The 24,315-nt window shown below is 69.4% G+C and carries 26 protein-coding genes; 8 read left to right on the forward strand and 18 right to left on the reverse strand.

The genetic code is table 11. The annotated features are described in order from the left end of the window. Positions 1–123 precede the first annotated feature (123 nt). Positions 124–1,104 (forward strand): endonuclease/exonuclease/phosphatase family protein, encoded by a 981-nt coding sequence (locus tag C1707_RS23225; RefSeq protein ID WP_101711332.1) that lies wholly within the window; start codon positions 124–126, stop codon positions 1,102–1,104. On the opposite strand, the gene C1707_RS23230 is transcribed toward C1707_RS23225, so the two are convergent. From C1707_RS23230 to gyrA, 6 genes are all read right to left on the reverse strand, one after another. Then, entirely contained in the window at positions 1,085–1,663 is a 579-nt protein-coding gene (locus C1707_RS23230) for an HD domain-containing protein (RefSeq protein ID WP_101711333.1), read from the reverse strand. The genes C1707_RS23225 and C1707_RS23230 overlap by 20 nt on opposite strands. A gap of 55 nt (positions 1,664–1,718) precedes the next feature. Further along, entirely contained in the window at positions 1,719–2,186 is a 468-nt protein-coding gene (locus C1707_RS23235) for a peptidylprolyl isomerase (RefSeq protein WP_101711334.1), read from the reverse strand. Between the two features lie 95 nt (positions 2,187–2,281). Beyond that, positions 2,282–3,163, reverse strand: a complete 882-nt coding sequence (locus C1707_RS23240; RefSeq protein WP_101711335.1) for a peptidylprolyl isomerase — start codon at positions 3,161–3,163, stop codon at positions 2,282–2,284. Positions 3,164–3,178: 15 nt separating this feature from the next. Continuing rightward, complete coding sequence (locus C1707_RS23245) at positions 3,179–4,012, reverse strand: peptidylprolyl isomerase (RefSeq protein WP_101711336.1); 834 nt, start codon at positions 4,010–4,012, stop codon at positions 3,179–3,181. 130 nt (positions 4,013–4,142) lie between these two features. Further along, positions 4,143–4,631 carry a pantetheine-phosphate adenylyltransferase gene (gene coaD / locus C1707_RS23250; protein ID WP_101711337.1) on the reverse strand — a complete coding sequence of 163 codons (489 nt, stop codon included), beginning with the start codon at positions 4,629–4,631 and terminating at the stop codon, positions 4,143–4,145. Positions 4,632–4,653: 22 nt separating this feature from the next. Further along, positions 4,654–7,413 carry a DNA gyrase subunit A gene (gene gyrA, locus C1707_RS23255; RefSeq protein ID WP_101711338.1) on the reverse strand — a complete coding sequence of 920 codons (2,760 nt, stop codon included), beginning with the start codon at positions 7,411–7,413 and terminating at the stop codon, positions 4,654–4,656. A gap of 115 nt (positions 7,414–7,528) precedes the next feature. Here gyrA and sodC point away from each other — a divergent pair, with 115 nt between their 5' ends. Then, positions 7,529–8,053, forward strand: a complete 525-nt coding sequence (gene sodC, locus C1707_RS23260; RefSeq protein WP_101711408.1) for a superoxide dismutase[Cu-Zn] — start codon at positions 7,529–7,531, stop codon at positions 8,051–8,053. A gap of 241 nt (positions 8,054–8,294) precedes the next feature. Here the strand turns inward: sodC and dipM are convergent, their stop codons facing one another. The 12 genes from dipM to C1707_RS23320 all read right to left on the reverse strand — a co-directional run bounded on the left by dipM (position 8,295) and on the right by C1707_RS23320 (position 20,120). Further along, positions 8,295–10,190, reverse strand: coding sequence for a cell division endopeptidase DipM (dipM, locus tag C1707_RS23265; protein ID WP_101711339.1), 1,896 nt, complete (start codon positions 10,188–10,190; stop codon positions 8,295–8,297). Between the two features lie 105 nt (positions 10,191–10,295). Further along, the gene (locus C1707_RS23270; protein WP_101711340.1) at positions 10,296–10,955 is read right to left on the reverse strand and encodes a protein-L-isoaspartate(D-aspartate) O-methyltransferase; all 660 of its coding nucleotides are present in this window, start codon (positions 10,953–10,955) and stop codon (positions 10,296–10,298) included. Further along, a complete protein-coding gene (gene surE, locus C1707_RS23275; RefSeq protein ID WP_101711341.1) occupies positions 10,955–11,773 on the reverse strand; it encodes a 5'/3'-nucleotidase SurE in 819 nt (272 codons plus the stop codon). Before surE ends, C1707_RS23270 begins: the two co-directional genes overlap by 1 nt. Beyond that, a complete protein-coding gene (gene serS / locus C1707_RS23280; protein ID WP_101711342.1) occupies positions 11,770–13,065 on the reverse strand; it encodes a serine--tRNA ligase in 1,296 nt (431 codons plus the stop codon). Before serS ends, surE begins: the two co-directional genes overlap by 4 nt. Before the next feature lie 262 nt (positions 13,066–13,327). After that, entirely contained in the window at positions 13,328–14,230 is a 903-nt protein-coding gene (tatC, locus tag C1707_RS23285) for a twin-arginine translocase subunit TatC (protein WP_101711343.1), read from the reverse strand. After that, positions 14,227–14,850 carry a Sec-independent protein translocase protein TatB gene (tatB, locus tag C1707_RS23290; RefSeq protein WP_101711344.1) on the reverse strand — a complete coding sequence of 208 codons (624 nt, stop codon included), beginning with the start codon at positions 14,848–14,850 and terminating at the stop codon, positions 14,227–14,229. The genes tatC and tatB overlap by 4 nt, the downstream gene beginning before the upstream one ends. Positions 14,851–14,952: 102 nt before the next feature. Next, positions 14,953–15,177, reverse strand: coding sequence for a twin-arginine translocase TatA/TatE family subunit (locus C1707_RS23295; protein WP_101711345.1), 225 nt, complete (start codon positions 15,175–15,177; stop codon positions 14,953–14,955). Between the two features lie 136 nt (positions 15,178–15,313). Next, positions 15,314–15,979 carry an SMC-Scp complex subunit ScpB gene (gene scpB / locus C1707_RS23300; protein ID WP_101711346.1) on the reverse strand — a complete coding sequence of 222 codons (666 nt, stop codon included), beginning with the start codon at positions 15,977–15,979 and terminating at the stop codon, positions 15,314–15,316. 163 nt (positions 15,980–16,142) lie between these two features. Beyond that, complete coding sequence (locus C1707_RS23305; protein WP_101711347.1) at positions 16,143–16,964, reverse strand: segregation and condensation protein A; 822 nt, start codon at positions 16,962–16,964, stop codon at positions 16,143–16,145. Then, on the reverse strand, positions 16,961–17,989 hold the full coding sequence (gene nagZ / locus C1707_RS23310) for a beta-N-acetylhexosaminidase (protein ID WP_101711348.1): 1,029 nt from the start codon (positions 17,987–17,989) through the stop codon (positions 16,961–16,963). The genes C1707_RS23305 and nagZ overlap by 4 nt, the downstream gene beginning before the upstream one ends. An 11-nt stretch (positions 17,990–18,000) precedes the next feature. Further along, entirely contained in the window at positions 18,001–18,801 is an 801-nt protein-coding gene (gene ftsN / locus C1707_RS23315; RefSeq protein WP_101711349.1) for a cell division protein FtsN, read from the reverse strand. 134 nt (positions 18,802–18,935) lie between these two features. Then, positions 18,936–20,120, reverse strand: a complete 1,185-nt coding sequence (locus C1707_RS23320) for a deoxyguanosinetriphosphate triphosphohydrolase (protein ID WP_101711350.1) — start codon at positions 20,118–20,120, stop codon at positions 18,936–18,938. 77 nt (positions 20,121–20,197) lie between these two features. On the opposite strand from C1707_RS23320, the gene erpA reads away from it, so the two are divergent. The 6 genes from erpA (at position 20,198) to C1707_RS23350 (ending at position 24,176) form a co-directional block, all read left to right on the forward strand. Then, positions 20,198–20,530 (forward strand): iron-sulfur cluster insertion protein ErpA, encoded by a 333-nt coding sequence (gene erpA, locus C1707_RS23325; RefSeq protein ID WP_101711351.1) that lies wholly within the window; start codon positions 20,198–20,200, stop codon positions 20,528–20,530. A 67-nt stretch (positions 20,531–20,597) separates the two neighbouring features. Further along, positions 20,598–20,681, forward strand: coding sequence for a hypothetical protein (locus tag C1707_RS23330; protein WP_101711352.1), 84 nt, complete (start codon positions 20,598–20,600; stop codon positions 20,679–20,681). A gap of 96 nt (positions 20,682–20,777) precedes the next feature. Then, a complete protein-coding gene (locus C1707_RS23335; RefSeq protein ID WP_101711353.1) occupies positions 20,778–21,875 on the forward strand; it encodes a 3-deoxy-7-phosphoheptulonate synthase in 1,098 nt (365 codons plus the stop codon). Positions 21,876–21,992: 117 nt separating this feature from the next. Then, a complete protein-coding gene (gene xth / locus C1707_RS23340) occupies positions 21,993–22,781 on the forward strand; it encodes an exodeoxyribonuclease III (protein WP_101711354.1) in 789 nt (262 codons plus the stop codon). Positions 22,782–22,847: 66 nt separating this feature from the next. After that, on the forward strand, positions 22,848–23,735 hold the full coding sequence (locus C1707_RS23345; RefSeq protein WP_101711355.1) for a hypothetical protein: 888 nt from the start codon (positions 22,848–22,850) through the stop codon (positions 23,733–23,735). A 72-nt stretch (positions 23,736–23,807) separates the two neighbouring features. Beyond that, the gene (locus C1707_RS23350) at positions 23,808–24,176 is read left to right on the forward strand and encodes a hypothetical protein (RefSeq protein WP_101711356.1); all 369 of its coding nucleotides are present in this window, start codon (positions 23,808–23,810) and stop codon (positions 24,174–24,176) included. The last annotated feature ends 139 nt before the right edge of the window (positions 24,177–24,315 follow it).

Raw genomic sequence — 24,315 nt, forward strand, 5'->3', positions numbered from 1 at the left:
CCCGAAGGTCAAGGCGCGGCGCGGCCGCACGGGCGCCGTGCGGCTGCGCAACCGCCCCGCCGAGGCCCAAGAAACGCACGGCGGCTTACACGACCGTCGCCGGCTCGTGCTAAGGGCGAAGCCATGCAACTGATCCTGCACCTTGCTCGACTGTTCTGCCGCGGCACGGCTCTGGCCCTGGTCCTGCTGGCGCTGGCTCTGGGCCTGGCGGGCCTTGGCGGGGCGTTCAGCGACCGCCTGGACGTGGCCAATCACTTCGCGCCGATCTGGCTGGTCCTGGGCCTGGCCGGCGCGCTGCTCGCAGCCCTGGTCTCGCGACACAGCGAGCGCTGGGCGCTGGTCGTCATGGGCGCGCTGGCGGTGCTGGCCCACGGCGGCCTGATGGCTCCCGAACTGATCGCGGCCCAGACCCGCAAGCTCGATCCCGGCCCCGCCACGCTGAAGGTCATGCAGTTCAACGTCTGGGCCTCGAACGACGACCCGAAAGAGGCTCTGGACTGGGTGCTGGCCGAGGATCCCGACGTGCTGTTCGTCGAGGAAGGCGGCGGCAGCGCCTGGCCGCTGATCGGCCCGCTGCGCCGGCTCTATCCGTTCGTCGTCTCGTGCGTCGGCAACACCCGCCCCTGCGACACCTGGATCTTCAGCAAGAAGAAGATGATCGCCCGCGGCGGCGTCTACGACCGCGAACGGCCGCTGTCGGTGGCCTGGGCCACCCTGGCCGACCCCAAGGGGCCGTTCACGGTGGTGGCCACCCACTACGTCTGGCCGATCCCGGCCGGCGCGCAGCAGGCCCAGAGCCGGCGCCTGGCCGAGATGCTCGGCGGCTTCGACAAGAAGGCGATGATCGTCGCCGGCGACTTCAACTCTACGCCCTGGTCGTGGAGCCTGCGCCGCCAGGACAAGCGCTTTGGCCTCGAGCGCCGGACCCTGGCCCTGCCCTCCTGGCCCTCGGGCTCGTTCACGCGCCTGCTCAAGGCCCCCTTCCCGTTCATGCCGATCGACCACCTCTATGCCGGCAGGCAGTGGAAGACGGTCTCGGTCAAGCGCGGCCCGCACCTGGGCTCGGACCACCGGCCCGTGGTGATCACGCTCCGGCGCGAGTGAGCTCTGCGATCTCGGCGGCGAGGTTGCGGCGGGCGGACGCGTCCAGCACCTGCGCCAAGGCCGGATCGGGAAACAGCACCGTCGCCGCCAGGAAGGTCTGAAGCACCCGGGCCCGGCCGGCGCGATAGATATCCTCGGGCACGGCCGCGTACTCCTCGCGGATCGCCCGGGCATAGGCGGCGTAGGCCTGCGGCTCCGCGCCCAGGATCGACAGGTCGATCGAGACCATCAGCGCGCCGAGCCGGTCGCCCGGCTCGACCGTGTGGCCGTTGGTCAGCAGGATCAGCCGCTCGATCTCGGCGATGTCGGCCTCGGCCACGCCGGTGGCCGCCATGGCCTCGCGGGCCAGGTCTGCGCTCCTGGCCTCGTTGTCGGGCCGGAGGGGGTCGTAGACCGCGTCATGCCACCAGATCGCCTGCTCCAGCAGGCCGCGCTCATGATCGCCGAGACCCGGCGTCGCCGCCAGCCTGGCCAGGCAGTCCTCGATGTGCGCCAGCGTGTGATAGCGCCGATGCGGCTCCCGATAGGCCGCGCGCGGCGGGTGCGGATAGGCGCTCATGCCGCCTCCGAAAGAAAAAGGGCCCCTCCGTTTCCGAAGGGGCCCTTCTTGGACTTTAAGCGTCGGCGGCGATCTTGGCGCTGACGATCTTGCCCGGCGCGCGGGGCGGCTCGCCCTTGGGCAGGCTGTCGACGTTTTCCATGCCTTCGGTCACCTGGCCCCAGACAGTGTACTGCTTGTCCAGGAAGGTGGCGTCGTCGAAGACGATGAAGAACTGGCTGTTGGCCGAGTTCGGATCGGGCGTGCGGGCCATCGAGCAGACGCCGCGGACGTGCGGCTCGGCCGAGAACTCGGCCTTCAGGTCGGGCTTCGACGAGCCGCCGCGGCCGGTGCCGGTCGGGTCGCCGCCCTGGGCCATGAAGCCCGGGATCACGCGGTGGAAGACGACGCCGTCGTAGAAGCCTTCGCGGACCAGTTCCTTGATCCGCTCGACGTGGCCCGGAGCCAGGTCGGGACGCAGCTTGATCGTGACCGGGCCGGTCTCGAGCGTCAGGATCAGGGTGTTTTCGAGGTCAGCCGACATGGTCGTCCCTTCGGTACGGGGTTTGGCGGGACGAGCCCGCCGGAAAAATCGAGTCTGGGCTCTTTAGCCCGCCGCAAAGCGGCTGTGAACCGCCGTCACTGAACGCTGACGGGAACATCCAGGTCGCAGACCGAGAAATCCGCGCCCTTGGCCCGACGAACGGCGGCGATCTGGTCGCGGAACCACGGGCTGCTCGGGTCGATCACCCGCACCTTCGGGCGCTCGGCCTCGGGGATGTCCGACAGCAGGCGCACCTTGGTCATCTCGTCCTGCGGATCGGGCACCGGCTCGCCGGTCTTGATGGCCCGCACGACCTCGAGGCCCGAGATCACTCGGCCAAAGGCGGTGTAGCGCTTGTCCAGCGACGGATAGGGCTGGCGCATAAGAAAGAACTGGCTGTTGGCGCTGTCGGGCGCGTCGTCGCGGGCCATGCCCAGCACGCCCGGGCAGTAGGTCCCCCAGGCGGCGACCTTCTTGTCGCTGGTCATGCTGGTCCAGCTCAGGGCCTGGCTGACCACGGGCAGCGACTTCAGAAGGCCGACCTCGGCGCCGGTCGGCGAGGCGGCGACCACGAACGGCAGGGCCTGGTCGCGGCGGAAGGTGAACTCGGCCTTCAGGTTGGGCTTGTTCGAAGCCCCCTGCCCGGTGTCCTCAGGGTCGCCGGTCTGGGCCATGAAGCGGTCGATGACTCGGAAGAAGGTGCGGCGGTCGTAGACCCCTTCGCGGGTCAGCTCCTGCAGGCGCGCCACGTGGGCGGGGGCGACCTCGGGGATCAGCTCGACGAGAATGCGGCCCTTGGTGCTGTCGATGACCATCACCGTGTCCGGCGCGGGCGTGCGCCAGTCGGACTCGCGCGGACCGGCCGGCGCCGCGACCGTGGCGGCCTTGGCCCGCTTGGCCTTGGGCGCGGCCTGCGCCGCCGGAACGACCGCCGCGGCGGCCAGAAGAGCGACGGCGGAGACGATCGGCAGGCGCATTCAGTCGACCTCGGCTTACTTGCTGACCTTCGCGGGCACTTCCACGTCGCAGATGTTGTAGCCGGCGCCAAGCTCGGCCTGCTTCTTCTTGAAGTATTCGGCGAAGGCCGCGCTGCGGGTGTCCATCACCTGCACCGTCGGGCGCTTGTCGGCCGGGATGTCGGCCAGCACCTTGACGCTGAGCATCTTGTCCTGAGGATCGGCCACCGGCTCGCCGGTCTTGATGGCCCGCACGACTTCCAGGCCCGAGAGCACGCGGCCAAAGCCCGTGTAGGTCTTCTCCAGCGACGGATAGTGCTGGCGCATGAAGAAGAACTGGCTGTTGGCGCTGTTGGGATCGCCGGCGCGGGCCATGCCCAGCACGCCGGGGCAGAAGTTGGCCCAGGCCTGCACCTTGCCGTCGGCGGTCATGGCCGCCAGCATCGACGACTGACTGGTCACGGCCAGCGGTCCGACGAAGCCGGTCTCCAGCGAGCCCACCTTGCCGACCGGCGCGAACGAACCGCCCGAACCGGCCCGGCGGAAGGTGAACTCGGCCGTCAGGTCGGGCTTGTCCGAGCCGCCGGTGCCGTCGTTCTTCGGATCGCCCGTCTGGGCCATGAAGCTGTCGATGACGCGGAAGAAGGTCAGGCCGTCATAGAAGCCGGCCCGCGCCAGTTCGCGCACGCGCTCGACGTGGCCGGGGGCGGCCTCGGGGACCAGCTCGGCGACGATGCGGCCCTTGTTGGTCTCGACGACCAGGACGTTCTCCGGGTCGGGCGTACGCCACTCCGAAACCTGGGCGGAGGCGGCCGAGGCCGAAACGAGCGCCAGGGCGGCGACGCCGAGAGCGCGGAACGCAGACTTCATGGATTTCCCCGAACAGATCTCGTCGCCCCGCGTAGAACGGGCGGAGCGGAACCACAAGCGTCGTCGATGATTTCGACGACTTGTGGGCGGCGGTTCAACGAACCTCCCCTTCCGGGGGAGGTTCACGCGATCAGCGCGACTTGATCTTGGCCACCAGATCGGTGGCGACGCCGGGGCTGACGAACTTGCCGACCTCGCCGTCGAGCGTGGCGATTTCCTTGACCAGCTTGGAGGCGATGGCCTGGTGGCGCGGATCGGCCATCAGGAAGACGGTCTCGATCTCGCGGTCCATCTGCTGGTTCATCGCGGTCATCTGGAACTCGTACTCGAAGTCGGCCACGGCCCGCAGGCCGCGGACGATCATCTGCGCGCCGACTTCGCGGGCGAAGTGGATCAGCAGGCTGTCGAACGGCCGGACCTCGATCACCGCGCCGCCCAGATGGGCCGTCTCGCGCTGCAGCATGGCGACCCGCTCTTCGAGCGAGAACAGGGGGTTCTTGCCGATGTTGACGGCTACCCCGATGACCAGATGGTCGACCAGCTTGACCGCCCGACCGATGATGTCGAGGTGGCCGTTGGTGACCGGGTCGAACGTCCCGGGATAGAGACCGATACGCATGAAACCCCCTGCGTCCTCTGACTTACGGGGTCTCATCCGCCCCGCTTGCGTCGTCCTGTGCTTCGTCGCCGCCGGCCTCGGCCAGACGCTCGACGCTCACGACATGCTCGTCGGCCGCCGTGCGGAAGACGGTTACGCCCTGAGTATTCCGCGCCGCAACACGAATTTGCGAGACGGGGCACCGTATCAGCTGACCGGCGTCCGTCACCAGCAGGATTTGGTCGCTTTCGTCGACCGGGAACGAGCCCACCAGCTTGCCGCCGCGCTTGGACAGATCCTGAGCCGCCAGGCCCTGGCCGCCGCGACCGGTGCGGCGGAAGTCGTAGGCGCTGGTGCGCTTGCCGTAACCTTCGGACGACACGGTGAGGATGATCTCCTCGGCCGCGCCCAGCTCGGCGATACGCTCGACGGTCAGGGTGGCCTCGCCGGCCTCCTCTTCGCCGTCTTCCGCCGGCGCGGCCGCGTCCTCGCCCTCCTCGCCGTTGGCGGCGCGCAGCAGGGCGCGCTGGTGCTTGAGATAGGCGGCGCGTTCGGCCGGGGTGGCGTCGACGCTGCGCAGGACGGCCATCGAGATGACGGTGTCGCCCGAAGCCAGCTTCACGCCGCGCACGCCGGTGGAGTCGCGGCTGGCGAACACCCGCACCTCGTCGACCGAGAAACGGATGCAGCGGCCGGCCGCCGTGGTCAGCAGGACGTCCTGGTCGCCGTTGCAGACGGCGACGCCGACGATGCCGTCGCCTTCGTCCAGCTTCATGGCGATCTTGCCGTTGCGGCGGACGTCGACGAAGTCGGACAGCTTGTTGCGACGCACGCTGCCCGAGCGGGTGGCGAACATCACGTCCAGGCCGTCCCAGCTGGCCTCGTCCTCGGGCAGGGTCAGGATCGAGGTGATGGTCTCGCCCGGCTCGATCGGCAGCAGGTTCACGAACGCCTTGCCGCGCGAGTTGGCGGCGCCCAGCGGCAGGCGCCACACCTTCATCTTGTAGACCTTGCCGCCCGAGGTGAAGAACAGCAGCGGCGCGTGGGTCGAGGCCGAGAACACGCGGGTGACGGCGTCCTCGTCCTTCGTGGCCATGCCCGACTTGCCTTTGCCGCCCCGGTGCTGGGTGCGGTAGTTGGCCAGCGGCGTGCGCTTGACGTAGCCGCCCATGGTGACGGTGATGACCATGTCCTCGCGGACGATCAGGTCCTCGTCTTCCATGTCGGCGTCGCCGTCGACGATCTGGCAGCGGCGCGGGATGGCGAACTTGTCCTTCACCTCGACCAGTTCCTCGCGGACCACGGCCATGATGTTGGCGCGGTCGGAGAGCAGTTCGAGATAGCCACGGATGGCTTCGGCCAGCAGAGCGGCCTCGTTGCCGATCTCGTCACGGCCAAGACCGGTGAGGCGCGACAGGGTCAGGGCCAGGATCGCGCGGGCCTGCTCGTCGGTCAGGCGGATGAAGCCGCCGTCTTCCAGCACCGAGCGCGGGTCGGCGATCAGCTCGACCAGCGGCAGCATGTCGCCCATCGGCCAGGCCTTGGCCACCAGGCGCTCGCGGGCCTCGGCCGGGTCCTTGGACGAGCGGATGATGTGGATGAACTCGTCGATGTTGGCGACGGCGATGGCCAGGCCGACCAAGACGTGGCCGCGGTCGCGGGCCTTGCCCAGCTCGAACTTGGTGCGGCGGACGACGACTTCCTCGCGGAACTCGACGAACACTTCCAGCAGCTTGCGCAGGCCCATCTGCTCGGGACGGCCGCGGTTCAGGGCCAGCATGTTGACGCCGAACGAGCTTTGCAGCGCCGTGAAGCGGTAGAGCTGGTTGAGGATCACCTCGCCCGAGGCGTCGCGCTTGAGCTCGACCACGATGCGCATGCCGTCGCGGTTGGACTCGTCGCGGATGTCGGCGACGCCCTCGATCTTCTTGTCGCGAACCAGTTCGGCGATGTGCTCGACGAGGTTTGCCTTGTTCACCTGATACGGGATCTCGGTGATGATGATGGCTTCGCGGCCGGTGCGGATCTCGTCGACGCTGGCCACGCCGCGCATGACGACCGAGCCGCGGCCGGTCAGCAGCGCGTTGCGCGGCGGCGAGCGGCCGATGATCTCGCCGCCGGTCGGGAAGTCCGGGCCGGGCACGAGGTCGAGCAGCTGGTCGGTGGTGACCTCGGGCTCGTCGATCAGCAGCAGGCAGGCGTCGATCACTTCGCCGAGGTTGTGCGGCGGGATGTTGGTGGCCATGCCGACGGCGATGCCGCCCGCGCCGTTGACCAGCAGGTTCGGGATCCGCGACGGCAGGACGGTCGGTTCCTGCTCCTTGCCGTCGTAGTTGTCGGCGAAGTCGACCGTGTCCTTGTCGAGGTCGGCCAGCAGCGACATGGCCGGCGGGGCCATGCGGCATTCCGTGTAGCGCATGGCGGCGGGCATATCGCCGTCGACCGAACCGAAGTTGCCCTGGCCGTCGATGAGCACCAGGCCCATCGAGAACGACTGCGTCATGCGCACCAGGGTGAAGTAGATCGAGGCGTCGCCGTGCGGGTGATACTTACCCATGACGTCACCGACGACGCGGGCCGACTTGACGTACGGACGCTCGGGCGTCTGGCCCTGCTCGTGCATCGAGAACAGCACCCGGCGGTGCACCGGCTTGAGGCCGTCGCGCGCGTCCGGAAGGGCGCGGCTGACGATGACGCTCATCGCGTAGTCGAGATACGAGCGGCGCAGCTCGTCCTCGATGTTGATCGGGGCGATGTCTCCGCGCGGCCCTTCGGGAGGCAGAGTGTTTTGATCGTCGCTCAAGGGGATTTTTCGCCGTCAGAATCGAACACGGAACAGTCGGAAACAGTTAGCATTCTGACACGGACGGCGCCACCTTCGCCGCCCCATGCGTCCCTTACGAATGCAGGAGCAGTTCATGCGTCTGACCGCCCTTTTCCTCGCCGCCGGCCTCGTGGCCGCCACCACGGCCTCCGCCGCCGACGCGCCCGCCGCCGCCACGGCCGAGATCAAGGGCGCCGACGGCAAGACGATCGGCACAGGGACGATCACCGAGGCCCCGCACGGCGTACTGCTGAAGATCGAGGCCAAGGGCCTGACGCCCGGCTGGCACGGCCTGCACTTCCACGAGAAGGGCGACTGCGGAACGCCCGACTTCAAGTCGGCCGGCGCCCACGTGCACACGACCGCCACCGTGGTCCATGGCCTGCTGAACCCGAACGGCAACGACAACGGCGACCTGCCCAACCTCTACGCCGCCGCCGACGGCACGGCCGTGACCGAGGTGTTCTCGCCGCTGGTCTCGCTGAAGGGCGCCGGCGGCCGTCCCGCCCTGCTCGACGCTGACGGCTCGGCGATCGTCATCCACGCCAGCCCCGACGACCACACCAGCCAGCCCATCGGCGGCGCCGGCGCGCGCAGCGCCTGCGGCGTGGTGAAGTAGGCTTCGCCACCGCCCTTCCCACCTCCGTCATCCCGGAAAGCCCGCAGGGCTTATCCGGGACCCAGGGGGACTGGACTGGGTAGGTAGGTCATCTCCCGGCGGTCGCCGCCTCATCACGGCGGCCCCTGGGTCCCGGCTCTCCGCGCTGCGCGCTACGGCCGGGATGACGAGCTTTAGAGCCAAAAGAAAAAGGCCTCCGGGATATCCCGGAGGCCTTTTCCATGTTCGGCGAAACCAAGCCTTAGCGCGGAAGCACCAGGCCCGGATCGATCGGCTTGGCCTTGTCCTTCGGGGTCGGCGCGTAGCGGACCTCGAAGTGCAGCTGGGGCTCGTTGACGCCGCCCGTCTGGCCGACCGTGCCGAGCTGTTCGCCCTGGCCGACCTGCTGGCGCATCTTGACGTCGGTGGTCGACAGGTGGGCGTAGGCCGTCACCCAGCCGTCGGCGTGCTTGACCAGCACGAGGTTGCCGAAGCCCGGAACCTGGTTGCCGGCATAGACCACCTCGCCCGAGGCGGCGGCCTTGACCGACGCGCCGGCGGCGGCGCGGATGTTCAGGCCGTCGTTGCGCTGGCCCGTGCCCTTGGGACCGAAGTCCGAGATCGTCTCGCCGCGCACCGGCCAGACGAAGCGGCCGCGGCCGGCGGCCGTGATCTCGGCTTCGGTCGGCGGGGCGCTGCTCTCGATGATCGGACGCGACGGGGCCGGCGGCGGGGTGATCGGCTGGGCCGAGACCGGCGCGCTGGGACGCGGATAGCTGGAGGACGACCCCGACGGCGTGTACGGGCGCGGGCTGGACGGCAGGCCGCTGGTCGACGGCGCCGGCGTGGCGCCGATCGGCGTCTGGGCGGTCGTGGTCGGCGCGGGAGTCGAGGGACGCGGAGCCGGCGTGGTCACCGTCGTACGGATCGCACCACGGTCCTTGTAACCGTCGGGCAGGACGACCTTCTGGCCCTTCTTCACCGACGCGCCGGTGCGCAGGTTGTTTTCCTTGGCCAGGGCCGAGACGCTGACGTTGAAGCGCTTGGCGATGCCGGCGAGGGTGTCGCCGCTTTCGGCCACATAGGCCTTGTCGGTGGTCGCCGGGCCCTTGAGCTTCTGGCCGGGGCGGATCACGTACGGGGCCTTCAGGTCGTTGTCCTCGACCAGGTCCTTGCGGGTGGTGCCCAGCTCGCGGGCGATCGAGTCGATGGCGTCGCCCGACTTCACCGTGTGGATCTTCGGCTTGCCGGCGACTTCGATCACCTTGCCGGCGATGCTGACGGTCGTCGTGGTCGTGGCGGCCGGGGCCGGCTCGTCGTCGACCACCGGACGCGGCGGCGGCGCGGCGGGACGCGAACCGATCGGCGGGGCCGAGGCGGTCGGCGCCGGACGCGACGGCGCGGGCGCGGCGCCGGCCAGGGTCGAGGCGCCGCCGGGAACCGGCTGCATCACCGTGGTCTTGGCCGGCCCCTTGTCCTTGTAGCCTTCCGGCAGGCGGATCTTCTGGCCGGCGCGGATCGAGGCGCCGCTGGCCATGTCGTTCTCGTCGGCCAGGGCGACGGCGGTGACGCTGAAGCGGCGGGCGATGGCGCTGAGGGTGTCGCCGCTCTCGACGACATAGGCCTTGGCCTTGGTCGAGGGGCCCTTCAGCTTCTGGCCCGGCTTCAGCCGGTAGGGCTCTTCCAGGTCGTTCAGCTTGGCCAGTTCGACGCGCGAGATCCCCATCTTGCGGCCGATGGCGTCGAGGCCGTCGCCCGACTGGACGGTGTAGGTCTGCGGGGCGCCGCTGACGTCGACGACCTTGCCGCCGGTGACCGTCACCACGACCGGGCGCATGGCCGGCTGCTGCGGCGCGGGCGCCGGGATCGGACGGCTGTCGGCCGGCGGCGGGGGCGGTGGCGGAATGTCGGAAGGAACCGGCGCCAGCGGCTGGCTCGAGACCGAGCCGGCGGCGACCGGAGCGGTCACCGGCGGGGCCTCGTCCTCAGGCGGCTGGGCAGGCGGCGGCGGGGTCTGGGCGGCGGGCGGCGCCTGCACGAGCGGCGGGCTGACGCCGGCGTCGGCGCGCGTGGGATACTGGGCGCCGGTGGTCTCGCAGGCCGCGAGGGTTCCAGCCGTCAGCGCGATCACCGCCGCTTGCGTCCACAACTGCCTCATGACCTCTCCTTTCCCCGCGGAGCCTTCAAGTCGCCGCCGCAAGGGTGAATCAAACCTTAACCAAACACGCGCGGCGTCGCCGAACCTGTGGACGCCGGGCCCGCTCTACTCGCGGGCGACGCCTTCCAGGATCGGGACGAAACGCACGTCGCACAGGGCCTCGACCGTGAAGCCCCCCTTCCCGTCGCCGGCATAGCGGCGAAGGCTCTGCACCGGCCCGCGACCAACGGGCGCGACGAGCACGCCGTTGGGCTTGAGCTGGGCCAGGAGCTCCTTAGGTTCTTCCTGCGCCGCAGCCGTGACCATAATACGGTCAAAAGGCGCCTGCTCGCGCCAGCCTTCCCAACCGTCCCCGAACTTGGTGATGACGTTGGTCAGACCCAAGGCCGAAAAGCGGGATTCGGCCTCCTTCATCAGGGTGCGATAGCGCTCGACCGTGTAGACCAGACGCGACACCCGGGACAGGATCGCCGTCTGGTAGCCCGAGCCGGTGCCGATCTCGAGCACCCGGCAGCGCGGCTCGACCGTCAGGGCCTGGGTCATCAGGCCGACGATGAACGGCTGGCTGATGGTCTGGCCGCAGGCGATCGGCAGCGCCGAGTCCTCCCAGGACCGCTCCTTGAAGAGGTCCGGGGTGAACAGGTCGCGCGGGGTCTTCTCGATCGCCGACAGCACGCCCGGATCGGTCACGCCCTGGGCGCGCAGGGCGTCGAGCAGCCGCTTCAGCAGCGCTTCAGGCGTTTCCGGGCGCTTGGCGCTCGCCATCACAGGCCAGGCTCCTGGCTGCTCTCCGGCTTTGGGGCGAGCTTGGGCGGCGCTCCGCCCAGCACGCCCTTGAGAGCGGCGACGGTGGCGTTGTGCGTCAGGTCGATATGCAGGGGCGTCACCGAGATGCGCCCTTCGTACACGGCCTTCAGATCGGTGCCCTCCGGGGGATTGGACGGCTTGGCGGTGAAGCCCGTCCAATAGTAGTCGCGACCGCGCAGGTCGGTCCGCTTTTCAATGCGCCGCAAGTGCGAGTCGCGGAAGCCTTGGCGGGTCACTTCCACGGCATCGACGCGCTCGGGCGGGATCGGCGGGAAGTTGACGTTCATCACCACGTCCGACGGCCAGCCCACTTCCAGCAGCCGGCGGATGATCCCCGGCGCGAAGTGCTCGGCCGTCTCCCAGTGGGCGACGACCTCGTCGGCGAAATAGGTCATGGCCTGCGACAGGGCGATGGCCGGAACGCCCAGCACCATGCCCTCGATGGCGCCGGCCACGGTGCCCGACAGGGTGACGTCCTCGGCCAGGTTCTGGCCGCGATTGACGCCGGAAAGGACGAGGTCGGGGCGCGCGCCCTCGACCAGTTCCTGGAACGCCAGCGCCACGCAGTCGGTGGGCGTGCCCTCGACGGCGAAGCGGCGCGCGTCGATCTTCCGCACCCGCAGCGGGTCGGCCAGGGTCAGGGCCCGGCTGGCGCCCGACTGCTCGTACTCCGGCGCGACCACCCAGACATCGTCCGACAGCGCTGCGGCGATGCGCTCCAGGCTCTGGAGCCCGGGCGCGTGGATGCCGTCGTCGTTGGTGAGGAGGATCCTCACGCAGCGCCCCCGATGTGGGTCAGGCCGCCCATGTAGGGCTGCAGCACGGCCGGGATCGCGATGCGGCCGGCCTCGTCCTGGTAGTTCTCCAGCACGGCCACCAGGGTGCGGCCGACGGCCAGGCCCGAGCCGTTGAGGGTGTGCACGTAGTGCGTGCCCTTCTCGCCGGCCTTCTTGTAGCGGGCGTCCATGCGGCGGGCCTGGAAGTCGCCGCAGTTCGAGCACGAGCTGATCTCGCGATAGGTCGCCTGGCTGGGCAGCCAGACTTCCAGGTCGTAGGTCTTGCGGGCGCCGAAGCCCATGTCGCCCTTGCACAGCAGCATGGTGCGGAAGGGCAGCTCCAGCTTCTTCAGCACCGTCTCGGCGCACTCGACCATGCGCTCGTGCTCGGCCTCGGACTGGTCGGGCGTGGTGATCGAGACCAGCTCGACCTTCTGGAACTGGTGCTGGCGGATCATGCCGCGCGTGTCGCGGCCCGAGGCCCCGGCCTCCGAGCGGAAGCAGTAGGTCAGGGCCGTCAGGCGCAGCGGCAGCTCTTCCTCGCCGGTGATCTGCTCGCGCACCAGGTTGGTCAGCGAAACCTCGGCGGTGGGGATCAGCCAGTGGTCGCCGGTGGTGCGGAACAGGTCCTCGGCGAACTTGGGCAGTTGGCCCGTGCCGAACAGCGCCTCGTCCTTGACCAGCACCGGCGGCGACACCTCGGTGTAGCCGTGCTCGACCGTCTGCAGGTCGAGCATGAACTGGCCAAGGGCGCGTTCGAGCCGGGCGATCTCCTTCTTGAGCACGACGAAGCGCGCGCCGCTCATGCGGGCGGCGGCCTCGAAGTCCATGCCGCCCAGGGCCGCGCCCAGATCGACGTGATCCTTGGGCGCGTTCAGCCGGCCGGCCGGCAGCTTGGAGGCGTCGCCCCAGCGGCGCTGCTCGACGTTGCCCGCCTCGTCCTCGCCTTGCGGCACTTCGGCGGCGGGAATGTTGGGCAGGCTGGCCAGCAGGTCCTTCAGCTTGGCGCCGACGAGGTGCTCTTCTTCCGAGGCCTCGGCCATGCGGCCCTTCAACGTCTCGACCTCGGCCATCAGGCGGGCGGCTTCGGCCTCGTCCTTCTTGGCCTTGGCCATGCCGATCAGCTTGGAGCTTTCGTTGCGTTTGGCCTGGGCTTCCTGCAGGGCCGTCTGGGCCGCACGCAGCTGGGCGTCGAGCTTGACGGCTTCCGACGCCGCGCCCGAGCGCCCCTTGGCCGACCAGGCGGCTTCGTAGGCTTCGGTGTTTTCGCGGATGGCCTTGATGTCGTGCATCGGAATGAGCTCGGCAGGAAGTCGTTAAGAAACGCCCTTCTCTAAGGCGCGTCGCCAAGGGCGCCAACGTTTTTGCTCACGAACACACCTCTCCCAGAGGGAGAGGGAGGGGCCCATGCGCAGCATGGGAGGGTGAGGGGTTAGGGACAACAGCGGAACGAAGCGCGACCGGCGCGAGAAATCGGCGAGGCTTTACCCCCTCACCCTCCCCCGCCTTCGGCGCGGGCCCCTCCCTCTCCCCCATGGGAGAGGTCGGCTCTCGTCAGACCGCGACGACGTCCTTGCTTTCCTCGGCCTCGCGCTTCTTGCGACCGCGCTCGATGATCCAGACGCACCAGATGCCGATCTCGTAGAGCAGGCACATGGGGATCGCCAGGGTCAGCTGGCTGATGGGATCGGGCGGGGTCAGGATGGCGGCGGCGATGAACACGCCGACGATGGCGTAACGGCGGCCGGCCCGCAGCATCTTGGAATCGATGATCCCGGCCATGCCGAGCAGCGACACCACGACCGGCAGCTGGAAGCACAGACCGAAGGCCAGCAGCAGCGAGGTCACCAGGGTCAGATAGTCCGAGACCTTGGGCAGCAGCTGGATGTTGATGGCGGTCGTGGAGATCTGCTGGCTCATCGAGAACCACAGCACGAACGGCAGCATCACGTAGTAGACCAGCGCTGCGCCTAGGATGAACATGAAGGGCGAGGCCAGCAGGAATGGCAGGAAGGCCCCGCGCTCGTTCTTGTAGAGGCCCGGCGCCACGAAGCGATACAGCTGCCAGGCCAGGACCGGGAAGGTCACGACCACGGCGCCGAAGCCCGCCAGCTTGATCTTGGTGAAGAAGAATTCCAGCGCGGCCGTATAGACGAGGTCCAGCGCCTTGCCCTGCCCCACCGGGATGTCCTTGAGCCCCACCAGGGCCAGGAGCAGGTCGAACGGACCGTGCTTGCCGCCCGAATGCTGGGCCGCCAGCAACTGCTGGCCGACGGTGAAGGGCTTCACCAGGAACAGGAAGATCTGGTCGGCGAAGAAGAAGCAGACGCCGAAACCGATGAACAGCGCCACGACGCAGATGATCAGGCGCGAGCGCAGCTCGGTCAGGTGCTCGAGCAGCGGGGCGCGCGAGGCCTCGATCTCATCCTCGGGATCATGTCCGATCGAATTGGTCACGAAACGATGTCCGAGCTGGAGGCGGCGGTCTTGGTGGTGCGCTTGCGGGCCGGCTTGGCGGCGGGCGCTGCGACTTCGGCCTTCGAGGCCTTGGTCGTCTTGGGCTTGGCGGCGACGCCGACGTCCTTGGAGGCGGCCTTGGCGCGCGGCTTCTTGGCGACGATCTCGACCGTCGGCTCGGCGGCGGCCTTGGGCGCGCGCTTGCGGGCCGGCTTGGCCGGCGGCTGCAGCGTGGCGGCCGCGTCGGCCTGCGGCTCGTCCGCCGGCTCGGGATTGTGCGCGGCGTAGGGGTGGGCCTGGACCGATCCGGTGTTCAGGCTGGCGTCGATGTCGGCGAACACCTGGTCGACATTGGCGTCCTTGGCCTCGTCGACAGCGACCTGCACGGGATTGGCGTACTGCCCGGCGCGCATGGCCTCGACCTCGCGACGCAGATCGTCGAGCTCCGACTGGCGGGCCATCTCGTCGAAGCTGGCGCGGAACTCGTTGGCCATGCCGCGGATCTTGCCGACGAACTGGCCCAGCTTGCGCAGGAGAACAGGCAGGTCCTTGGGCCCGACCACGATCAGGGCGACCGCGGCGATGACCAGGAGTTCTGCGCCGCCGATATCAGGAAGCATGCAACCGCCTCAGACCGGCCCGGCGCTCGCATGGAGGCCCAGGCCGCGCAGTAGGAAAAACGCGGGCCGCGCCCTCCCAGGAAGGCGCGGCGAACAGAGACCTTACGACTTGCGCAGGTCTTCCTTCTCGGCCTCGGTGCGCGGCAGGGCGCCGGTCGACTTGTTGTCGGCCACTTCCTGGCTGGTGTCGTCCTTCAGGCCGTCCTTGAACGCCTTGATGCCCTTGGCGGCGTCGCCCATGATCCCGGACAGCTTGCCGCGACCGCCGAAAAGCAGGGCGACGACCGCGATCACGATCACCCAGTGAATCCAGCTCATGCTACCCATAACGGCGGTGCTCCTTGCGACAGCGGCGCTTTAGCCGCTGCGGCGTGTCGTTACAATGTCTCAGATAATATAGGCGTCCGGATGGCGTGGAGCCAAGCGGAACGGAATGCGGCGATTGCGCCCCGGCCCAGCCAGGCTAGGCCTTGTCGCCCCCTTCCGGCTCGCCGAGGAAATCCTGAGCGAATTCTGGCGTCTCGCCTTCGTCCAGCGGATCCTCGCCCTCGTCGTCACGCAGGCCCAGCGGATCGGGGACGGTGAAGCCCGGCGGCAGGTTGAGGTCGAGCAGGCCCGCGGCCTTCATTTCCGCCACGCCAGGCAGGTCGCCCAGATTCGCCAGGCCGTAGTGTTCGAGGAAGGCGTCGGTGGTGCCGAAGGTCACCGGACGGCCCGGCGTGCGGCGGCGGCCGCGCATCCGGATCAGCCCAAGCTCCAGCAGCACGTCCAGCGTGCCCCGGCTGGCCTGCACCCCGCGCACGGCCTCGATCTCGGCCCGGGTGACGGGCTGGTGATAGGCGACGATGGCCAGGGTCTCCTGGGCGGCCTTGGACAGCCGGCGCGGCTCCTCGCGCTCCTCGGTCATCAGGAAAGCCAGGTCGGCGGCGGTCTGGAAGCGCCAGCGGCCCGCCACCTCGACCAGTTCGATCCCTCGCCCCGCCCAGGTCAGGCGCAGATCGGCGATCCCCTGGCGGATGTCGGCGCCGTCGGGCAGCCGCTTGGCCAGGTCGGCCACGCTCAGCGGCTCGGCCGCCGCGAACAGCAGGGCCTCGATGCAGCGTTCGGTGAAGACGGGGTCGAGGGTCATGCGAGGTCGGGACCGAGGAACCTCCCCCCGTGGGGGAGGCGATCGCGCAGCGATCGGTGAGGGGGCGGGGTTTGGAAATCGGCGGGCGCACGGGAAGCTGGCGACATCCTCCCACCGGCCTCCGGCCGGCTCCCCCTCGGGGGGAGGTTCCTTGAGACAGCGATCACGCCCCCTCCTCCGCCTCGGTGCGGATGCGCAGGTAGATCTCCTCGAACGCGCCCATCTGGCGCACGGTCAGCGCGCCTTCCTTGGCCAGCTCCAGGCTGGCCGACAGGGTCGAGGCCAGGTAGCTGGCCGGCGTGGGGCCGTCGGGATCCTCTTCCCAGCGCTCGACGGGAGCGACGCCGGACAGGGCCGTCCACTCCTCCATCCTCGGCAGGAAGGTGCGCAGGCGGTCGCGGGCGTCCTCCAGCGGATAGGCCTGCGGCGGGCGCGGGGCGTAGTGGCGGCCGTGCTCGCGCTTGCGCTGGCTGATATAGGCGCTCATCAGCGCGTAGAGGTCGCCCTCGAAGCGGGTCGACGAGACGATCTTCACCGCGTCCGGATCGCCGCGCATGAAGACGTCGCGCTTCAGCTGCGGGCGTTCTTTCAGGGCCTCGACCGACCTGCGCATGGCGTCGAGCTTGGCGAGGCGAAAGGCCAGCTGGGCGGCCATTTCCTCGGCCGGCGGCTCCTCGGCCTTGGGGCGCTCGGGCTTGGGCAGCAGCAGGCGCGACTTCAAGTAGGCCAGCCAGGCGGCCATGACCAGATAGTCGGCGGCCAGCGAGAAACGCACCCGGCGGGCCTGCTGCACGAAGGCCAGGTATTGTTCGGCAAGGCGGGTGATCGACAGCTGGAGCAGGTCGACCTTCTGGTTGCGGGCCAGGGCCAGCAGGACGTGCAGCGGCCCTTCGTAGCCGTCGATGTCGATGACCAGAGCCGCACCGTCTTCGGCCGCCTCCCGGGCGGCCGCGAAGTCGAATGTGGGCTGGAAGCCCGTGCTCACCCGGCGTACCGGCCGTCGAAGGCGGCGTCGAAGCGGGCGCGAGCCTCGGCCACGTCGAGCGGCTCGGGAACCCTGACCAGACGCCCCATGACGGCCTGGGCGCGACGGCGGCCTTCCTTCGAAAGCTTGCCGACGCCGGTCATCACGGCCTTCATCTCGGCCATGTCGCCGTTGCAGTGCAGGACGACGTCGCAGCCGGCCGACAGGCTGTCCTTGGCGCGCTGCTTGAAGTCGCCCGACAGCGCCTTCATCGACAGGTCGTCGCTCATGAGCAAGCCGTCGAAGCCCAGCGATCCGCGGATCACCTGCTTGATGGCCTTCTTCGAGGTCGTGGCCGGGCGGCGACGGTCGATGGCCGTGTAGACGACGTGGGCCGTCATCGCCATCGGCATGTCCGACAGCACCCGGAACGGGGCGAAGTCGCGAGCGTCCAGCTCGGCCAGCTTGGCCTTCACCACCGGCAGTTCCAGGTGACTGTCGCTCATGGCGCGACCATGGCCGGGGATGTGCTTGATGATCGGCAGCACGCCGCCGGCCAGCAGCCCCTCGGCGGCGGCGCGACCCAGGGTCGCCACCTGCTCGGGCGTGTCGCCATAGGCCCGGTCGCCGATGATCTCGTGGCCCTTGGGATCGGGCACGTCCAGCACCGGCACGCAGTCGACGTTGATGCCCAGCGAGGTCAGGTCGTGGGCGATCAGGCGCGCGCCCAGGCGGGTGATCTCACGGGCGACCAGCGGATCGTTGGCCACCAGCTCGCCATAGGCGCGGCCCGGCGGATACTTTCCCCAATGGGGGGCTCCAAGGCGGGCGACGCGGCCGCCTTCCTGATCGATCAGGATCGGCGCGTCCGGACGGCCGATCGTTTCGCGCAGCGCCGAGGTCAGTTTGCGAACCTGGTCGGGCGTGTCGATGTTGCGCTTGAAGAGGATGAAGCCCCAGGGACGCACGTCGCGGAAAAAGGCGGCTTCTTCCGCCGACAGGACGGTCCCGGCGCAGCCGAGGATGGCGGCGGACGACGTGCTCATGGCGCCCTTCCCTACTTCACGAAGCAGGACTTGCCGGCGGCGCTCAGGGCGTCGCAGAACGCCTTGGCGTCGGCGCGGCTGGAAAAGCCCGTGACCGAGGTGCGGTAGAGCGTCGAGCCGTTCTTGTCGATCGCCTCGACCTTCTTGCCCTTGCCCGCGGCCAGGCCCGGCGCGATGCGGGCTGCGTCGCTCCAGGCCTTGTCGGCCAGGGCGGTCGACGACAGAGCGCCGATCTGGACGCTGGCCGGACCCGAGGCGGTCGCGGCGGGCTTGGGCGCGACGGCGGCTGGCTTGGGCGGGGCGACGGCGGCGGTGGCCAGGCTCTCGATGCTCGGCGCCGGCGCGGGCTTGGCGGCAGGCTTGGCGACGGGCGGCGCCGCGACGGGGGCGCTGGGGGCCGTGGCGGCGGGCTTGGCCGGCGGCAGGCTGGCGCTTTGAACCGGGGCGGCCGGCGGCGGCGCGGTCGGACGGGCCATCGGCTCTTCCGGCGGCGCGGCGTAGGTCGGCGAGGCCGTGGGGTTCTCGTGGCTGTAGATCTGCAGGCCGGCGGCTTCGTCGGGCTTGTTCTGGTCAGGCGTCGGCGCGGCCTTCATCTCGGCCACGGGCTCGCCCACGGTGCGCGGGGCGTCGTTGGGACCACGGACGCCGTTGCGATAGATCAGGAACACCGCCACCAGCAGGGTGCCCAGCACCACGGCGCTGATGATCAGGGTCAGCGGCAAGGGCCGCGACCCGCGCACCGGCTGGCGCGCATCGAACGAAAGCGGCGCATCGGTGGGCGGCGCATAGGCGCCGCGGTGCGGGTCGGACATCGAAAAAGGCTCCAGAATTCCGGCGCGCGTTCACCATCTGCGAATCACGCGCGCTAGTCCCTACTCTACTGGACCCGATGGCCGTTCAGAACTGTCGCACCCTCGACGGTCGTGCGTCGCGCGGCGCTCGCCCGTCAGCTCCACACATCCAGGTGGAACAGCTTGCGGTGTTCCTCGATGGCGAAACGATCGGTCATGCCGGCGATGTAGTCGCACACCACGCGAGCCCTTCCGGCTTGGTCGCGGTTCTGCGACTTGGCGAACCATTCCGAGGGCAGGACCTCGGGTTCGGCCAAGAAGAGCGTGAACATCTCGGCCAGAATGCGGCGCGCCTGGCTGCGGGTGCGGTTCACCCGCCAGTGGCGATACATCCTGGCGTGCAGGAACTCGCGAAGGCGCGCCAGATCTTCCAGCATGTCCGAGGAGAACGACACCAGGGCGTGCGGCAGGGCCCGCACCTCGTCGGCCGAGGCCACGCCGGTGATGGCCGCGCGCTGCAGGGTCTCGCCCATGACGTCGTCGACCATGGCGCCGATCATCCGGCGCACGGCCTCCAGGCGGGTGATGCGGGCGTCGAGCTCGGGACGCTCGCTGCGGACGGCCGCCAGGATCGGGCCGATCAGCGGCACGTCCATCAGTTCGTCCAGCGTGAACAGGCCCGCCTCGACCCCGTCGTCGATGTCGTGGTTGTTGTAGGCGATGTCGTCCGACAGGGCCGCGACCTGCGCTTCCGCCGACGCCCAGGTGTCGAGCTTGAGGCCGTACTCGCCGTCGTACTTGGAGATCGCCTTCCACGACGGCTGGCCAAGCTTATGGATGACGGGGCCGTTGTGCTTGATGACCCCTTCGAGGGTCTCCCAGGTCAGGTTCAGGCCGACGAAATCGGGATAGCGGTGCTCCAACTCGGTCACGACCCGGAAGGTCTGGACGTTGTGGTCGAAGCCGCCGAAGTCCTTGGTCTTCAGTTCCAGCTCGTCCTCGCCGGCGTGACCGAACGGCGGGTGGCCCAGATCGTGGGCCAGGGCGATGGTCTCGGCCAGGTCGGCGTCCAGCCCGAGCGCGGTGGCCAGCGAGCGCGCGATCTGCGCCACTTCCAGCGAATGGGTCAGGCGCGTGCGGAACTGGTCGCCTTCGTGGGCGACGAACACCTGGGTCTTTTCCTTCAGGCGACGGAAGGCCGAGGTGTGGATGATGCGGTCCCGGTCGCGCGCGAACGGCGTGCGGGTGCGGCTCTCGTCTTCCTGGTAGCGCCGGCCGCGTGACTTGGCCGGATCCTCGGCGTAGGGGGCGCGGGGGACGGCGAACGGAGACGTCGACATGAGCGGCCTTTGCTGATCGCCCCTTTTCCCGGGACGCGGACGCCCTCATATAGGCGATAGATCGAGTTTCCACAGCCATGACCGACACCGCCGTTACGCTTTCTTCCAACGCCGCCCGCCGGCTGCACGCCCTGTCCCAGGCCGAAGGGCACGAAGTGATGCTTCGTGTGGCGGTCGACGGCGGCGGCTGCTCCGGCTTCCAGTATCGCTTCGACCTGGTTCAGGCCGCGCAGGACGACGACCTGAAGATCGAGCGCGACGGCGCTGCGGCCCTGGTCGACGTGGTCTCGCTGGCCCTGCTCAAGGGTTCGGAGATCGATTTCGTCGACGAACTGGCCGGCGCCGAGTTCCGGGTCAGGAATCCCAACGCCAAGTCCAGCTGCGGCTGCGGCGTCAGCTTCTCGATCTGACGCCCCTTCCAGCCCCTCTCGAGTTTATGGCGTGACACGCGCTAAACTAGGCTCTACGGTTCCCGCGATGATCCTCGCCGCCAGCCAACAGCTGTTTTGGTACTTTAGCTATCCGACGCCTCTGGCGCCGGGAGGGGATCGTTTGGCCTGAGACCAGGCCGCCAAAAACGCCTTTCACCAGCCGCCAGGGGTTCCCCGGGCGGCTTTTTTGATGGCCGCCGGACCCGCGAATTTTCCGGAGCACGCCATGCCATCCTCGACCGCCGCCAACCTCGTCTCGCTGCCCATTCCCACCGACGACCTGCGCATTTCCCGCCTGCAGACTCTCAGCCCGCCCGCCCAGGTGATCGGCGAAGCCCCCTCCACCTCGTCCACGGCCGAGATCGTCGAGGGCTCGCGCCAGGCGGTGCACGAGATCCTGCACGGCCGCGACGACCGACTGGTGGTGGTGATCGGCCCCTGCTCGATCCACGATCCCAAGGCCGCCATCGACTACGCCAGCCGCCTGGCCGCCGAGCGCGAACGCCACGCCGGCGAGCTGGAAGTGATCATGCGCGTCTACTTCGAGAAGCCGCGCACGACGGTGGGCTGGAAGGGCCTGATCAACGACCCGGGCCTCGACGGCGGCTTCCACATCAACGAGGGCCTGCGCCTGGCGCGCCGGGTGCTGCTCGACGTCTCGGCCCAGGGCCTGCCGGCGGCCTGCGAGTTCCTCGACGTGACGACCCCGCAGTACATCGCCGACCTGGTGGCCTGGGGCGCGATCGGCGCCCGCACCACCGAAAGCCAGATCCACCGCGAGATGGCCTCGGGCCTGTCGTGCCCGGTCGGCTTCAAGAACGGCACCAACGGCGACGTGAAGGTCGCGGTCGACGCCGTCACCGCCGCCGCCCAGCCGCACCATTTCCTGGCCGTCACCAAGGAAGGCCGCGCGGCCATCGCCACCACCACCGGCAACGCCGATAGCCACGTGGTGCTGCGCGGCGGAAAGACCCCCAACTACGACGCCGCCAGCGTCGCGGCCGCCGCCCAGGCCCTGGCCAAGGCAGGCCTGCCGCCGCGCCTGATGGTCGACGCCAGCCACGCCAACAGCGGCAAGAACCACGAGAACCAGCCCGCCGTGGTCGCCGACATCGCCGCCCAGGTGGCGACCGGCGCCTCGCCGATCATGGGCGTGATGATCGAGAGCAACCTCGTGGCCGGCCGCCAGGACATCGTGCCCGGCCAGCCGCTGACCTACGGCCAATCGGTAACCGACGCCTGCATCGACTGGGACACCTCGGTCCGCGTGCTGGACGAACTGGCCGCCGCCGTGCGCGCCGGCCGTCAGGCCCGCAAGGCGTAGGCGCCATGGACGGAGGAGCGCCGGCGGGCGCTCCTCCCTATCCCCCGAAATCTCTTTGGTATGGCTTGAGCGCGGGGCCGGCGCCCCCTAGCCTCCGCGCCTCTATCGGAGCCCGCCATGCGCATCGCCACCTGGAACGTCAATTCGGTCAACGCCCGCCTGGACAACGTCCTGGCCTGGTTCGAGGCCGAGGCGCCCGACGTCGCGGTGCTGCAGGAGATCAAGTGCGTCGACGAGAAGTTCCCGGCCGAGGCCTTCGAGCGCCTGGGCTACAACGTCGTCGTCCACGGCCAGAAGACCTACAACGGGGTGGCCCTGCTCTCGAAGCATCCGGTCGAGGACGTCCGCAAGGGCCTGCCCCTGCTGGAGGGCGACGCCGAGGACGAGCAGGCCCGCTACGTCGAGGCGGTGATCTCGGGGCCCAAGCCGGTGCGGGTAATTGGCATCTACCTGCCCAACGGCAATCCGATCGGCACCGAGAAGTTCGCCTACAAGCTGTCGTGGATGCGCCGCCTGCACGAACACGCCAAGGGCCTGCTCGCTTTCGAGGAGCCGATGGTCATCGCCGGCGACTACAACGTCATTCCCGAGGTCGAGGACGTGGCCAATCCCGAGGCCTGGCTGGGCGACGCCCTGTTCCAGCCCGAGAGCCGCGCCGCCTTCCGGGCGCTGAAGAACCTCGGCTTCACCGACGCCTACATGCAGGCCGACGGCGCGCCCGGCGGCTACACCTTCTGGGACTACCAGGCCGGCGCCTGGCCCCGGAACCTGGGCATCCGCATCGACCACCTGCTGCTTTCGCCCCAGGCCGCCGACAAGCTGGCGCAGGTGAAGATCCACCGCGACGAGCGCGACAAGGAAAAGCCCTCCGACCACGTGCCGGTGGTGGCGACCCTGAACCTCTGACGTTCCGGGGCGACCGGTAGCGGGCACCCCTGTCGCGAATCCGCGAACGCCGCTAGCCTCCGCGCCATGAGCGAGTTCTGGCGCCTCCTGTTGCTCGTCGCCATCGCCGGGTCGGCCGTCACCTTCATGGGCAGCGCGGCCATCTGGTTCATGGACGAAGAGCGTCGCATCCGCCGCGCCCTCCGCCACGTGCTGAAGGGCGAGCCCGAGACCGTCATCGTCGCGCATGGGCGGGGCAAGGGCGTCGGCTTTTCGTTCGACACCAACACCGCCGCCGTGGCCTGGGACGCCGGGACCTGGTGCCTGCTCTATCGCATCGACGAACTGATGGGCGCCGAACTGTCGGTCGACAACCAGGTGGTCGGCCGGGTGTTCCGGGGCGAACAGCGCCGGGCCATCGACCAGATCGTGCAGCAGGCCAGCCGCGTCTGCCTGCGCCTGATCTTCGATGATCCGCGCCATCCCGACTTCGAGCTGGACCTGTGGCTGGAGGGCGACGAGCAGCAGCGCCAGAGCCGCTCGCCCGCCCTGGCGATCCAGGAGGCCAATCGCTGGCTGGCCCGGGCCGAGGCGATCGTGCGTCGGCCGCTGGCGCCGCGCGGCGCCGCCGCCAAGGCCGCCGAGCCCGAGATCGCCCGCAGGCCCGAGCCGGCGGCGCCGGTCGACAAGCCCAAGCCCTATCGTTCGGCCCGCGAGGCCGTGACCGCCGGCGCGGGCGCCGCCGCCGTCGCCACCGCGCCGCTGTTCGAGGAGATCGACGACGGTCCCGAGACCGCCGATCCGCCATGGTCGGACCCCGAGGCGCCGATCCAGGCCTGGGCCGACGACGGCGACACCACCGACGAGCCGGCCTATCTGCCGCCCGAACGTCCCTACAAGCCAGTGTCGAAGGCTGCCCGGGAATCCCGGGGCGACCAGGACGAGCTGCCGTTCGACCTGGACGACGAGGACTAAGCCACTCCCTCCCGCGTGGGTTGCGAAACGCCGCCGATTGGGCCACGCTCGGACGTTCCGTGGAGCCGCGCCATGATCCGCCTCGCCGCCCTCGCCCTGCCCCTGCTGCTGGCCGCTCCCGCCATGGCCCAGACGCCGGCGACCCCGGCGCCGCAGAAGCTTGTGCTGAACTTGGCCGATCGCGACGGCGACGGCGTGGTCAGCCCGGCCGAGGCGGCCGAGCACCTGGCGTCCGGCGACGCCGCCGAACTGCCCGCCGCCCAGCCGGCGAGCGCGCCGCATCGCGGTCCCCGCATCAGGCCTGGACGCGCCAAGGCCGAGCCGGCCGACGAAGCCGGCTTTCCTGGCCTGTCGATGAAGCGCCGCTTCGTCGAGGCCAGCGAGTTCGAACAGGCGCTGGAATATCGCTTCCTGGAAGAGCTGAAAGACAGGCGCAAGTAGCGGTAGTCCTTTCCGCAAGCGGACAAGCCGCGCCGGCCAAGGTTCCACCCATTTTTTGCCGACTGCGGCGATCCCGCAGTTGCGAATAACTCTCAACATCCGTATGACGCCCGGCCTTAATGCGATTGATACGCACGAG

Origin of the sequence: Caulobacter flavus (genome assembly GCF_003722335.1) — a bacterium.
Classification (GTDB): domain Bacteria; phylum Pseudomonadota; class Alphaproteobacteria; order Caulobacterales; family Caulobacteraceae; genus Caulobacter; species Caulobacter flavus.